Below are 13784 nucleotides of genomic sequence, written 5' to 3'. Positions count from 1 at the left end.
TAAACAGGGGGGAGAAATATGTTATTTTTTCAAGCATCAATGATTGCGATCCTATGTTATTTGGGCGCTTTGAGTACACCTTGGCTGTTCGGTGTTACCGGTGGTTGGTATACGTTGACACGACCATTGGTTTCAGGTTTCTTAGTTGGAATGATTTTAGGAGATGTTAAACAAGGAATTATTATTGGTATTGCTGTTCAAGCTGTTTATATCGCATTGGTTACACCAGGTGGGCAAATGCCAGCTGATTTAAATTTCGTGGCTTATCCAGCCATTGCGTTAGCGATTTTATCACGTTCTTCGACAGAAGTAGCAGTGACAATGGCAACCACAATTGGTGTAATTGGAACGATCGTTTTCAATTTTTATCAAGTAGCAAACTCTTTTTGGAACCACAGAGCGGAAAAAGCGATAGAAGAAAAAGATAATCGGGGCTTTTTTGTCAATACGGTTGTCGGACCACAAATTCTCAACTTTGCATTGCGAGCAATCCCATGTTTCTTAGTGGTTTACTTTGGTTCTTCCTTTGCTTCCCAACTGTTGGCAAGTATGCCACAATATTTGATCGATGTGATGAGTGTTCTAGGCGGAGCGCTACCAGCGATTGGGATCGTAATGCTTTTGACAGCTGTTGTAAAAGAAAACATCTTATTACTCTTCTTTGTATTCGGTTTCATCTGTGTTGTGTTTTTGAAATTGAATATGATTGCTTTGGCAGTGGTTGCGGGTGTCGTAGCGTATATCTATTATCAAGCAATTTCAAACAATAATGGCAGTGAAGCCATGGCAGCGGATGGCGGATATGAAGAGGAGGAATTTTAAATGGAAAAGCAGACCTATCAATTATTAGATAAAAAAACACTAAACAAAGCCTATGTAAGATGGATGATGTACAATCTGGTCGCAATGAGTTTCGAATTTCTGGCAGCTTTCGGGTTTGCTTATTCGATGGAGCCTATTGCAGAAAAACTATACAAAAATCATCCTGAAGAAAAGAAAGCATTACTTAAAAGACACTCTGCTTTTTATAATACAGAACCACAAGTAGGCGCATTGATCAATGGTGTGGTGTGTGGATTAGAGGAACAACGAGCGTTGGGAGCAGAAGAAATCGATGATGGATTTATTAACGGCTTGAAAGTCGGTTTGATGGGACCAGTCGCAGGTATTGGAGATTCCATGATTCCAGGAATGCTGATTCCCATTTTATTATCAATAGGAATGGGGCTAGGCGCTGGCGGAAATATCCTTGGTCCGATTTTCTACATTGTTTCTTTCAATGCAATTATTATCGCAGGAACACGCTTTTTATTTTTTAAAGGCTATGAATTAGGGGCCGAATCTGTCGATGTATTCGTAGGGAAAAAAGCCCAACAGATCACTCAAGCATTTTCTGTTCTTGGCGTAATCGTGATCGGTGGTGTTGCGGCTAGTTATGTGAAATTAGAGTTGCCGATCGTCATCAAAATGAGTGAAGCGTCTATTGACATTCAAAGTTTGATTGATGGGATCTTCCCAAGTCTGCTTCCATTATTACTAGTTATTCTTTCTTGGTTTTTGATGGCTAAAAAAGGAGTATCGCCACTGAAACTGATTGGCTTATACTTTTTAGTTTCTTTTATCGGCGTAGGCATCGCACAATTCTTTTAATACTTGGTAAAGGGATGATGAAATGAAAATCAATGTTTTATTAGTTAGCCATTCTGGACTTGCGGAAGGAATGAAAAAAGCAACCGAATTTATTGCGGGTGAACAAGCAAACTTTTATGCTGTGGAATTAAATGCAGATGGGATCGAGAATTACCGTAAATTAATCAAGAAGACAATCCATCAAGCAAAGAAAACAACAGAATGGATCATCATTAGTGATATACCTTCTGGATCGCCTGGAGCAAATGCATTAGACATTGCCGTGTCTGAAAATTTATTGTTCAAGATGTACTCTGGGATGAATTTAGCAATGGTTCTAGATACAATTTTGTCTAGGGAAAATAAAACCAGCGAAGAACTCGCTCAGGATGCGATCAAAACGGGGCAAGAAAGTATTGTCGATATGTTGGTCGAGGAAGAGAATGAGGAAGAGTTTTTCTGATTTAATGTTATGACAATATGACAAAAAGGAGAGACAACATGGCTTATAATTTGAAACCAGAAACAACGATTAAAAATTATTCAGACACTTGGGAAGGCTATGAGTCAATTTTTAAACAATTGCGAAAAAACAGTACAGACAATACAGAGCAACGGATAGTTATCGAGTGCTATCCAGGAGTTGATCTTGATGAAATAGAAGACGCTCTTAGAAAAGAATGTCATGATTATTTGCTGATCCGATCAGATGACTATGCTTATGATGCAGAAACAGTGACGGAAATGATTCAAAAGACATTAACTGAGGATCGCGTTTTTGGCGTGATGTCCCATGCAGAATTGACCGAGTTTTTCCCGAGCTATGAACGGGAAAAATTACAAAAAAAGATAGCAAACACAAAACAACCTGTGATTGTATATGGAACAGGAGCTTCTCTTTTAGTAGAAGAACCAACAACTTTAGTTTATGCAGATTTAACTAGATGGGAGATCCAACTACGTTTCAGAAAAGGGATGCCCAACTGGCGAGGAGCCAATGAAGAAGAGGATGCATTGAGAAAATTCAAACGGGGTTATTTTTTTGAATGGAGAATGGCAGATCGGTTGAAACAAAAATTATACAATGATATTGATTTTCTTTTAGATACCAATAAAAAAAATGAACCAAAAATGGTTTCAGGAAAAGATTATCGTCAAGCCTTATCTGAGGTAGTCTCCCAGCCATTTCGGTTAGTTCCTTATTTTGATGCGAGCGTTTGGGGTGGCCAGTGGATGAAAGAGCAGTTTAATCTGGATCCTTCCGCTGAGAATTATGGATGGGCGTTTGACGGCGTTCCAGAAGAAAACAGTTTACTTTTGCGTTTTGGGGCTACGGTAATCGAGATACCTGCGATCAATGCAGTTCACCAATTTCCAGACGAATTGCTTGGGAAAAAGGTGCGGGCCCGTTTTGGAAAAGAATTTCCAATCCGCTTTGACTATCTAGATACTGTGGGTGGAGGAAATCTCAGTCTGCAAGTTCATCCAATGGTCGAGTACATCCAAGAAAAATTTGGAATGCATTATACTCAAAATGAAAGCTATTATATACTTGATGCCAATGAACGATCAACGATTTATTTAGGTGTCAAAGAAGGGATCAGTAAAAATGAATTATTTGCAGATCTTAAAAAAGCAGCAACAGGTGATTTTCGCTTTCCAGATGAAAAATATATCAATTGTTTCCCAGTAAAAAAACATGACCATTATTCGATTCCTTCTGGGACGATTCATTGTGGCGGACCAGAGACAGTTGTATTAGAAATTAGCCAAACACCCTATATCTTTACCTTTAAATTATGGGATTGGGAACGTGTCGGACTAGATGGGATACCACGTCCTGTCCATTTAAAACACGGGGAAAAAAATGTCCAAATTGATTATGACACTAATTGGGTAAAAGAAAACTTGATCAATCAAATCGAAGTGATCGAAGAAACCGACAATAGCATAATCGAAAAGACTGGGTTGAACGAGCTGGAATTGATTGAGACGCGAAGATATTGGTTTTCAGATATGGTAGAAGTTAAAACCAAGGAAAGTGTTAATATGCTGAACTTGGTGGAGGGAGAAAAAATTACCGTTGAAAGTCTGACGGGAGCCTTTGAACCTTTCAATGTCAATTATGGAGAAACATTTATTGTTCCAGAGCAACTAAAAGAATACAAACTGGTCAATCAAGGAGACCCTACTAAAAAAGTGGCTGTGATCCAAGCATTTATCCGAGGATTATAAGAGGTGTTTTATGGAAAAACATGAGTTGAATGTCTTTTTTGATCAAAAAAAGAAACGTTTTGTTTACAGCGAGGACATGTTTGGACCAGTGGAAGTAGAACACAGATATTTAGCAGATATTCGTCATAGTTTATTGAATGATCATGTTTCCGGACCAGAAATCGTTTATACGATCGCAATGGATATAGGAAAAAAGAAAGATCAACATGCCCTTCAACAAAAAGGTTTGTTATATGGCATAGTCGAATATGCTGCTGGTAAACTTGGAAATGAACCGATCAAAAGTCAGGGACACCGACATGCAATTTCGAAAATAAGTCACATGTCCACCCCAGAAGTATTCGAGATCTTAGAGGGACAGGCTCTGATCTATATGCAAGAAAACCTCGAAAAAAACGCTGGAAAATGTTACGCCGTTGAAGCAAGAAAAGGGGACATCGTCATTGTTCCACCAGGATGGGGACACTGTACGATCAATGCTTCGACAGAACTAACTATGTGTTTCGGTGCTTGGTGTGTCCGAGATTATGCCTTCGATTATACAGATCTAAAAAAGCAACAAGGATTCGCTTTTGTGCCTATTTTTGACCATAGGAACAACCTGGTTTGGAAGAAAAATGATCATTACACTTCTGCGGAATGGCTCATCAAAAAGCCCAGAGAATATCACGAATTTGGTCTTAAAAAAAAGATACCCATCTATTATCAATATGAACAGAATCCAGATCTTTTCAACTTTGTTAGCCACCCAGAAAACTACAAACAACAGTGGGAAGACTTTATTCCATGAGCTAAATATCCGTTACTTTTTGGTGAAAACTATATATAGGCATTTATAGGGTTAGCGATTGTAGACTGATTCATTCATAAAATGTGCAAAGTAACAAAAATGGATGCGACTCCAAATAAAATAGCTTGAGTAAAACTCTTTTCGATAAATTGCTACGTGGTGACCAACTACATAGTAGATTGAAAAGAGTTTTTTGTCGAAGGACGATAAAAGTTTATACATAAGAGCTGGAACCGTAAGTAATCCATTGTTTTATACTGAGTCCATCTATTTAATGAAAAAGTCCTATTAAAGAAAATAGGAATCTTCTCTCTCGATCATTTTTAAAATAGGAAGTCAAAAAGAGAAACCTTACTGATGACTTTATCTATAGTCCCCAATCTACATATAGGTTGATGAATGAAAAAAAACTCATGCATAAAAACCATTTTTTTGTTAAGATAAATGTCAGCAAAGGATAATGGAGGAAAAAACATGATTTTTGCTTATAATAAAGCGCACGTGGGAGATACCTTGATGGTCATCGTCTCAAATGACAATGGAACCGAAAATACGGTCATCCGTAAATGGAATGTTACTCAAATCAAAGATGAAACAGGACAAATCGTTGGCTGGAATTTTTTCCATATCTCCGACCATCTTACGATCGAAGGTAACGGACAAGTCAAACTAACAGAAGAACAAATTGCACAGTTGAACCGCTTGATCAAAGAAGCTGGTTTTGAAGAAACGTTAACAGAAGAAAATGAACCAAAAATCGTTGTTGGCTACGTCAAAACTTGCGTACCACATCCTGATTCTGATCACTTATCGATCACTGAAACACAAGTAGGAAAAGAGGAAGTCTTACAAATTGTTTGTGGTGCTCCGAACATTGAAGCAGGACAAAAAGTCGTTGTTGCCAAACCAGGAGCTATGATGCCTGATGGAATGATGATTTGGCCAGGAACATTACGTGGGGTTGAAAGTCACGGAATGATTTGTTCGGCAAAAGAATTACAATTACCAGATGCACCGAAAGAAAAAGGGATCCTTGTTTTACCAGAAGATGCAGTGATTGGCGAAGCATTTCCAAAATAAGCAAAAAACAGCACAGTTGCCGAGCAACCGTGCTGTTTTTGCATAGGAAATTAGTTATTAGTTACCAGAGTTCTCTGATTGACTTTGTTTTAATGCGGATTGATCAATTGTTAATTGAATTGTTGTTGTTTTCTTTTCTTTTCCGCGATAGTAAGTGACCTTCACTGAATCTCCGACTTTTTTCTGATACAAGACAGATTGTAATTCTACACCAGAAGAAACATCAGTATCATCGATTTTTGTAATGACATCATATTGTTTCAAGCCAGCTTTTTCTGCAGGTGTCGCCGGTTGAACGCTGGTAACAATCACACCATTTGTCACAGACTCAGGAATTTTCAAGATTTGTTCTTGTTGTTGTGTTGAAACGGCTGAAAGGTCAACCATTGTGATCCCTAGAGCAGGACGGGTTACTTTTCCATCTTTTTCAAGTTGGTTGATAATATTTACTACATCGTTACTTGGGATCGCAAAGCCCATTCCTTCCACGCTTACACCTGATGAAGAAGCAGAAGTACTTGCAATTTTACTTGAATTGATCCCGATCACTTGACCTTCGATATTAACTAATGGACCACCAGAATTACCAGGGTTGATCGCAGCATCTGTTTGGATCGCATTGATATTGACCGTTTGATTTGACTCGTTCGTGCTGGTTACTTGGCGATTCAATGAAGAGATGATCCCCGAAGTCACAGAGTTGGCATATTCAGAACCTAGAGGAGAACCAATTGCGATCGCCGGTTCACCTACTTTCAATGAATTAGAGTCACCAAATGAAGCAACTTTGTTCACTTTATCTGCACTGATTTTCAAAACAGCTAAGTCAGAATAAGCATCCGTCCCGACTAATTCAGCTTTGACTTTTGTTCCATCTTTTAATAAAACTTCTAATCCTTGTTGTCCTTCCACTACGTGATTATTCGTTACGATATAAGCGGAATTACCGCTTTTTTTGTAGATGACACCACTACCTTCACTAGAAGCCTCTAGATTGCTATCATCAGAACTTTCTTGTTGTTGTTGGCCAAACAGTTGCCCAAAGCCGTTGGTCCCTTGATTTTGGCTTTGAAGATTGATAACAGATACCACCGCATCTTGGACTTTATCGACCGCATTGGTAATATCTGAATCGACATTGACTTTGACATTTTCAACGACAGTTTCGCCCGCTGAATTTTGATGACCACCCGAATTTGACGCTGCGTTTCCAGAACCCATGACAGCATAAAAAATACCAGCCGTTACCAAGCCCCCAATAATTCCACCGACTAAGCCTAGACCCAGCTTACGCCAGATTCCATTATTCTTTTTCATTTTTGGTGTCACATCTTTTCTCTCCATGTGATCTGCCTCCATTTATCATTTTCTTCTATCTCTAAGTATAGACTTATTTGTTAAGATTAGTCTACTTGGAGACTATGAACTTTTTATGAAAAACTTTAGGAAAAATCATTGCGTTCAGATGAAAAAACAAGAAAAAAGTTTTCCACAAATCCTGTGTAGAAATCAGCGGAAAACTCGCAGAAAAACAATACCCTTTTTTATCCACAAGATGTGGACAACGTGGATAAATCGGTGCAAAACATACGTTTGCTTAAGAAATACTTATAAAATAAGCCAGAAACATCGCCTTTTCTGTGGATAAACCTGTGGATGATGTGCATAACTATGTGGGAATCTTTAAATAAATAAAAAATAACTCGCTTTTTCTTTTAGCAAACATTTCGTTATAATAGAAAAGAAGGAAATACGAACAACGAACAATGAAGAGGAAAAATGAAGGAGTAAAGCAATTGAATATCAAAATCATTTCAGTCGGTAAACTAAAAGAGAAATACTTGATCCAAGGAATCAATGAATACGTCAAAAGGCTGCAAGCATACGCTAAAATCGAACGAATCGAAGTCCCCGATGAAAAAGCACCTGAGAACTTGAGTGAAGCTCAAATGCGCCAAGTCAAAGAAAAAGAAGGCGAGCGGATCTTGAGCAAAATCAAAGAACAAGAATACGTCTACGCACTAGCAATCGAAGGGAAAAATCCAACCAGTGAAGCTTTCGCCAAAGAAATCGACCAACTAGGAATCCAAGGGAAAAGCCAGATCACTTTTGTCATCGGTGGTTCACTCGGCTTAAGCGAAGCCGTCATGAAACGTAGCAACGCCCAAATCTCATTTGGTAAAATGACCTACCCCCACCAACTCATGCGCTTGATCCTCGTCGAACAAATCTACCGTGCTTTTCGGATCAATGCGGGTGCTCCATACCACAAATAATGATATTTTTTAAGAGAAAAAATTATCCCTATTTTAAATAATAGCAATAGGTAGTGGTAGGGAGAAATTTATAAATAACTTTTTTATTTGCTTTGGTAGCCAAGTAAGTTGCAAAAGAAAAATAGATACTGTTAAAAAGATAATGTAGACATAGAAACAAATACGTAAAATTTTAGTTAGAATGATGGCAAGGAGAAAAAACATGATAGATGAAAAAAAGTGTTTAAAAAATCTATTGGAAGATATGGATGATATTGAAGAAAAACTATCTAAATGGACTGGGAAAACAAATATATTTCAGAACCCGTGGTGCTAGTTAATTTTAATATCCTAAAGAATATCTCAAAGTTCCTTCAAAACGTCGTTGTGCTCGACTTAATAGAACACTGTAAGCCAGTAATATGCTTTCAAATCTACTCTCTAGCCCTTTAACAGAACGTGAGTTGAAATTTTGACAACCTAATTTTTCTAAGGAAGAAAAAACAGTCTCAACTGTTTTTCTTTGTTTTCCAAGTAAGCTGTGGTCTAGTTTTTCTGATTTATCCATGTTTTTACGTGGCGGAACGGATATAGTAATGCCCTTAAGGGCAAGATTTTCATGAATTTTATGGCTAATATATCCTTTGTCCCCTAGGATATTGGGAAGATTCGCTTCTTCCGATAAAGTCTCTAACACTTTCACGTCATGGACACCTGGATTCGTGATTGAGTAAGTAATCGGAAAGCCAGTCTTAGTAACGATCATATGAATTTTAAGACCATAAAAATAAGATTTTTTTGTTGAGTTATAGCCAACTTTGGCTATTTGATTCAATAGTTTTGCTTGTCTATTTCTAACTGGTTTACATAATGGACTAGGAAAACTATCTATAATTCCGACTAGTTCACCTTTGGTGAGCTTCTTGATGAAAAAGTATCGAATAATCTTGATAGTGTAAGCTAATTTTGAACTTAAGCGAGTGAATCGACTCCTACTAGCAAAGTCACCATTAGGAAATAAGACGGAACAAACCGCTCTATACGTGGCTCTTTGGCTAGTATAGCCATTAATTATGCCCCATATAATACAAGCAATAATCACTGTATCGCGTTGCCTCAGTTGATCAGTATTTCTTCGGTTTTTAATCTTATCTGGTACACAATTGTGGTATATGTTAGAAACAGTTCTCATAATTTCCTTGAATGTTATAAAAGTATCTGTATAATGTTCAGTATATTTTGATGAACGCATATGTAGTCCTCATTTCTTGGGAGTTTTGAGACTACTATATGCGTTTTTTTGTTGATTTACCAACATGTTTAGACATTTTCCTCTAGGAAAAAATTAACTAGCACCAGGGGTTTATTTTAGTTTTTCTTGGAAATAAAAACAGCGAAAATCCGAACATTTTCACCTCTCTCACTTTATAACTTTTACAAAATAGTACTTCTCATAAAAAGCGCTCTAGTTAAAGAAAATAAGAGAAAAATCAAAAAAAACAAAAGTTTCTTTTACACTTGTTTCTATATTCGTTACAATGGTTATGGGAAGTTTTTCAAAAGGTTAAGAAAAGCTTACGGGGGTTTTTGAAATCAAAAAGTAGTAGGGACGATAAAATGAAACATACACACAAAATCATATTGGCTGTCACTTCTGTATGCACTGTTATTATTCTAGGTGTAAGTATCTTTTTTGTTACACAAGCAGCAACAAACAATAAATTAGAAAACACTAGTCAAACAACTCAACACTCAAGCAGCAGCTCAAAACCTGTTGAAGATAAACAAACAACGAAACAGCTTGATCAAGCAAAACAGCTTGCTGCAAGTTATCATTATGATGAAGCCATCTCCTTACTTGAAAAAGACGACGCCAAAGAAGCGCAACAATTGTTAGCAACTTTGAAAAAAGAAAAAGAATCCTTGGTAAAATGGGAAGACCCGACCAAAATCTCACACGTCTTCTTTCATAGTCTGATCGTTGATCCAGCTAAGGCTTTTCATACCCAGCAAGCACAAGGGTATAAAGATTATATGGTCACTATTTCCGAATTCAATAAAACCATTGATCAGTTATATAAAAATAACTATGTTCTTGTTAATCTAAATGGATTAGTCAAAAAAGGAACAGATGGAAAACTGACCTTTACAGGTGTTTCTCTTCCAGAAGGAAAGAAACCGTTAATTCTTTCGCAAGACGATGTCAGCTATTATGAATACATGGACAATTCAGGATTTCCAAGTAAGTTGATTGTCGATAAACAGAACCAAATCAAGAATATTTATATCGACAATAAGAAGGAAACTGTTGGTGACTATGATATGGTTCCATTGATCGATTCATTCATTAAAAAACATCCCGATTTTTCTTATCAAGGCGCCAAAGGAACATTAGCTTTAACAGGCTATAATGGTGTATTAGGTTACCGTACATCAAAATCAGAATATGGTGATAACGAAAAAACAAACAAAGAAATCGAAGCAGCCAAAAAAGTTGCTGTTCAATTAAAGAAAGATGGTTGGAGTTTTGCTTCTCATACTTGGGGACACTTGAATATGACACAAGCTTCTTTAGCCGATATCCAACAAGATAATGAACGTTGGCAAAATGAAGTTGCACCTATTTTAGGCAAAACAAATATTTTGATCTACCCATTTGGCGCTGACATCAGCGATTGGCAACCTTATTCTGAAGCAAATCAAAAATTTGCTTACTTGAAACAACAAGGATTTGATATCTTCTGCAATGTCGATGCCTCAACTCCTGCATGGGGAGAACTAGGAACTGACTACTACCGTAATGCCAGAATCAATATTGACGGTATCCGTTTCGAAGCTGACCTAAAAGGAGAAAATCCAATACTTGATCAATTTATCAACGTCAAAGAAGTGTATGACCAAAAAGATCGAGGATAGAGGTTGTGAAAGAAGCGTCCAGCTCCGAGCAAATAAGAACTAGATTTCTAAAATAGTTTCTCATATTTTGGAAATCTAGCGCTTATTGCTGAGGAGTTGCTTCTTGAACACCGTGAATAGAGGTTGTAAAAAGAGCGTTTTGACTTATTGTTGAAGGTCAGCTCTTTGAACACCGCGTGTTAGGTTGTGAAAAGGCTGGTCTGCATCAAGCAATAAGAATGAACAGAGAAAAACAGCTTCTTGAATACCGCAGATAGGTTGTAAAAAAACCGTTTTGACCTGACGATAACCAGTAAAACAGAGGTGAGACCATTGCTAAAAGTAGCAGTGGTCTCATCTCTTTTTTTGCACAAGTCATATTTGATTGTTTCGTTATTTTAATCAGGATAAAGTTCTTTTTTTTCATGCTAAAGAGTGATTCTTTCTTCTCGATTTTCACTTTCTTCGTTTAACTTTTGGTAAATACTTCTGTCAGAAAAAGCTCTAGGTAGACACACGAAAGCAGATAAAAAGCCTAACTTTTGCAACAGTTTATGCTGTCGTTCAAAGTTAGGCTTTTACAGTTTATAAATAGGGTTCTGTTGCAAAGTTTTCCAAAAAATCTATTTTAGTGTAAAATTGAGAAAAAAGACAGAGAGGACAGAGTAATGAATCATTTTAAAGGCAAACAATTCAAAAAAGACGTCATTATTGTCGCTGTTGGTTACTACCTGCGTTACAATCTAAGCGGTTCTGTTGCAAAGTTTTAAATCTACTATCAGATAAGGTAGAATAATAGAAAAAGATAGCAGGAGGAATGACGATGAGTCATTTTAAAGGAAAGCAATTTCAGCAGGATGTGATTATTGTAGCCGTGGGCTACTATCTTCGTTATAACCTTAGCTATCGTGAAGTTCAAGAAATCTTATATGATCGTGGCATTTTTCTCATACGACGATTTATCGTTGGGTGCAAGAATATGGCAAACTACTCTATCAAATTTGGAAAAAGAAAAATAAAAAATCCTTTTATTCATGGAAAATGGATGAAACGTACATCAAAATTAAAGGAAAATGACATTATTTGTATCGAGCCATCGATGCAGATGGTTTAACCTTGGATATTTGGTTACGTAAAAAACGGGACACACAAGCAGCCTATGCTTTTCTTAAGCGGTTAGTGAAGCAGTTTGATGAACCAAAGGTTGTAGTCACAGATAAAGCCCCCTCTATTACAAGTGCCTTTAAGAAACTAAAAGAATACGGCTTTTATCAAGGGACAGAACATCGTACCATTAAATACCTGAATAATTTGATTGAACAAGACCATCGTCCAGTAAAGAGACGCAATAAATTCTATCGAAGTTTACGCACTGCCTCTACCACGATTAAAGGCATGGAAGCCATTCGAGGATTATATAAGAAAACCCGAAAAGAAGGCACTCTCTTCGGGTTTTCGGTCTGTACTGAAATCAAGGTATTATTGGGAATCCCAGCTTAAATCATAGATACCGTAAGGGATTTTATTCTTTATTTAAAACTTTGCAACAGAACTGTAATTCCTAAGGCAATGTGTACTGCTTCTTTTTGAACAGCATCACGTCTTAACGGAATATACGTCGCGTCTAGAAATAGACAAACATATTGCGAATGAAAAATAGGACGAGAATGAAAAGCAGTCACTTGTTCGTCCACCATTTTGGTGATGTTAGAAATAGTAGTTGGACTATAATGTGAGCCATACATTTTTTCAATTAAATCAGCAATTTCTCTAGTGGTAATGCCTTTTTCATAGAGCTGAATGATGGTTGTTTCTAAACTATCAATACGATGAGTGTGTGGAGGAATCAACGATTGATGAAACTCTCCTTTTCTGTCCCTAGGGACACGGACATTGATTTGACCAAACTGTGTGTCTAGTCGTCTGGTGTAATCGCCATTGCGATAGTTTCCGTTATTAAAGCGCACATAAGGATCATATCCTAAAATAGCAGTAAGTTCGCTTTCTAAAAGAGAATTCATTGTACTTTCAAGTTGATTGCGAAAAACTTCTGTTAAATTGGTATTTTCTAGTAGTGCTTGAGCGATTTCTTTGTTAAACTGATTCATAGGGAAGACCTCCGTTTGATTTGGTTTAGTCGCTTTAATCATACGAATAAGGTCTTCCTTTTTCAATACCCTAATTTACACAAACTATTTTACGCTCTCAAATCATCAGTAACTAAGGAGACATGACAAATGATGATGAATGAAGATTATAATGAAGACCGCTATAGCGAAGAAAATTTATTAGAAAGTAATTTTCCCAACTTAAATAAAAATTCTTCCCAATTTCAAGAAAAACTAGAAGATGTTCATGAAATAGAGAACGCCTTAAAAACCTTAATGACCTTGTGTGGACAAGACGAAAAAAATCCTGATTTAGATAAAACACCGTTTAGAGTAGTCAAAGCTTTTCTAGAATATACGACAGGTTACAGGGAAGACCCAGCTTCTCATTTAGAAAAAAACTTTGATATTACCCAAAATGATCCGATTATTGTGAAAGATATAGAATTTTATTCCATGTGTGAACACCATTTTGCTCCTTTTTTTGGAGTGGCTCATGTGGCTTACATTCCTAATAAAAAAGTAACAGGATTATCTAAAATTGCTCGAGTAGTAGAAGGTTACGCCAGACGTTTTCAAGTGCAAGAAAGATTGACCAATCAAATTGCCGATGCTATTGAGTCAGTTTTAGAACCACGTGGTGTAATGGTGGCGATTGAAGCGAAACATTTATGCGTTTCAAGTCGCGGGGCAAAAAAAGAAGAAGCGAAAACTTTTACCCTAGTAAGCCGGGGTGTCTATCGGGACAATCCTGCGTTACGTTCAGAGTTTATGATGGCCATTAAGTGAGGA

General features: G+C 37.1%; 11 protein-coding genes and 3 pseudogenes. 11 read left to right on the top strand and 3 right to left on the bottom strand.

The annotated features are described in order from the left end of the window. Window positions 1-18 precede the first annotated feature (18 nt). The 6 genes from IGJ32_RS11750 to ytpR all read left to right on the top strand — a co-directional run bounded on the left by IGJ32_RS11750 (window position 19) and on the right by ytpR (window position 5734). Window positions 19-822, top strand: coding sequence for a PTS mannose/fructose/sorbose/N-acetylgalactosamine transporter subunit IIC (locus IGJ32_RS11750; RefSeq protein WP_053766229.1), 804 nt, complete (start codon window positions 19-21; stop codon window positions 820-822). Then, the gene (locus IGJ32_RS11745) at window positions 823-1650 is read left to right on the top strand and encodes a PTS system mannose/fructose/sorbose family transporter subunit IID (protein ID WP_053766230.1); all 828 of its coding nucleotides are present in this window, start codon (window positions 823-825) and stop codon (window positions 1648-1650) included. 22 nt (window positions 1651-1672) lie between these two features. Next, window positions 1673-2092 (top strand): PTS sugar transporter subunit IIA, encoded by a 420-nt coding sequence (locus IGJ32_RS11740; RefSeq protein ID WP_053766231.1) that lies wholly within the window; start codon window positions 1673-1675, stop codon window positions 2090-2092. Between the two features lie 38 nt (window positions 2093-2130). After that, the gene (locus IGJ32_RS11735) at window positions 2131-3864 is read left to right on the top strand and encodes a class I mannose-6-phosphate isomerase (protein WP_063627580.1); all 1734 of its coding nucleotides are present in this window, start codon (window positions 2131-2133) and stop codon (window positions 3862-3864) included. 10 nt (window positions 3865-3874) lie between these two features. Continuing rightward, a complete protein-coding gene (locus tag IGJ32_RS11730; protein WP_373169231.1) occupies window positions 3875-4654 on the top strand; it encodes a glucose-6-phosphate isomerase family protein in 780 nt (259 codons plus the stop codon). A 474-nt stretch (window positions 4655-5128) separates the two neighbouring features. Beyond that, window positions 5129-5734: a YtpR family tRNA-binding protein gene (ytpR, locus tag IGJ32_RS11725; RefSeq protein WP_342082046.1), complete on the top strand. Its 606-nt coding sequence runs from the start codon at window positions 5129-5131 to the stop codon at window positions 5732-5734. A 57-nt stretch (window positions 5735-5791) separates the two neighbouring features. On the opposite strand, the gene IGJ32_RS11720 is transcribed toward ytpR, so the two are convergent. Further along, on the bottom strand, window positions 5792-7078 hold the full coding sequence (locus tag IGJ32_RS11720; protein WP_010737045.1) for a S1C family serine protease: 1287 nt from the start codon (window positions 7076-7078) through the stop codon (window positions 5792-5794). 452 nt (window positions 7079-7530) lie between these two features. Between IGJ32_RS11720 and rlmH the strand changes: the two genes are divergently transcribed. After that, the gene (gene rlmH, locus IGJ32_RS11715) at window positions 7531-8010 is read left to right on the top strand and encodes a 23S rRNA (pseudouridine(1915)-N(3))-methyltransferase RlmH (RefSeq protein WP_002317110.1); all 480 of its coding nucleotides are present in this window, start codon (window positions 7531-7533) and stop codon (window positions 8008-8010) included. 322 nt (window positions 8011-8332) lie between these two features. On the opposite strand, the gene IGJ32_RS11710 is transcribed toward rlmH, so the two are convergent. Then, a complete protein-coding gene (locus tag IGJ32_RS11710; protein ID WP_086291185.1) occupies window positions 8333-9241 on the bottom strand; it encodes an IS982-like element ISEfm1 family transposase in 909 nt (302 codons plus the stop codon). Window positions 9242-9606: 365 nt separating this feature from the next. Between IGJ32_RS11710 and IGJ32_RS11705 the strand changes: the two genes are divergently transcribed. From IGJ32_RS11705 to IGJ32_RS11695, 3 genes and pseudogenes are all read left to right on the top strand, one after another. After that, a complete protein-coding gene (locus IGJ32_RS11705; RefSeq protein WP_043952076.1) occupies window positions 9607-10905 on the top strand; it encodes a polysaccharide deacetylase family protein in 1299 nt (432 codons plus the stop codon). Between the two features lie 647 nt (window positions 10906-11552). Continuing rightward, window positions 11553-11633: pseudogene (locus IGJ32_RS11700) on the top strand (IS6 family transposase); the annotation flags it as partial. A gap of 74 nt (window positions 11634-11707) precedes the next feature. Next, window positions 11708-12384: pseudogene (locus tag IGJ32_RS11695) on the top strand (IS6-like element IS1216 family transposase). A gap of 53 nt (window positions 12385-12437) precedes the next feature. Here IGJ32_RS11695 and IGJ32_RS11690 read toward each other — a convergent pair. After that, window positions 12438-12992, bottom strand: a pseudogene (locus IGJ32_RS11690) (IS256 family transposase); the annotation flags it as partial. A gap of 129 nt (window positions 12993-13121) precedes the next feature. On the opposite strand from IGJ32_RS11690, the gene folE reads away from it, so the two are divergent. Continuing rightward, window positions 13122-13781, top strand: a complete 660-nt coding sequence (gene folE, locus IGJ32_RS11685; protein ID WP_174124885.1) for a GTP cyclohydrolase I FolE — start codon at window positions 13122-13124, stop codon at window positions 13779-13781. Window positions 13782-13784: the final 3 nt, after the last annotated feature.

It is taken from the genome of Enterococcus sp. DIV1639a, assembly GCF_050530445.1.
Taxonomy (GTDB): domain Bacteria; phylum Bacillota; class Bacilli; order Lactobacillales; family Enterococcaceae; genus Enterococcus_B; species Enterococcus_B hirae.
Note: the sequence above shows the minus strand (reverse complement) of the source record. Positions and strands in the feature narration are given on the sequence as shown.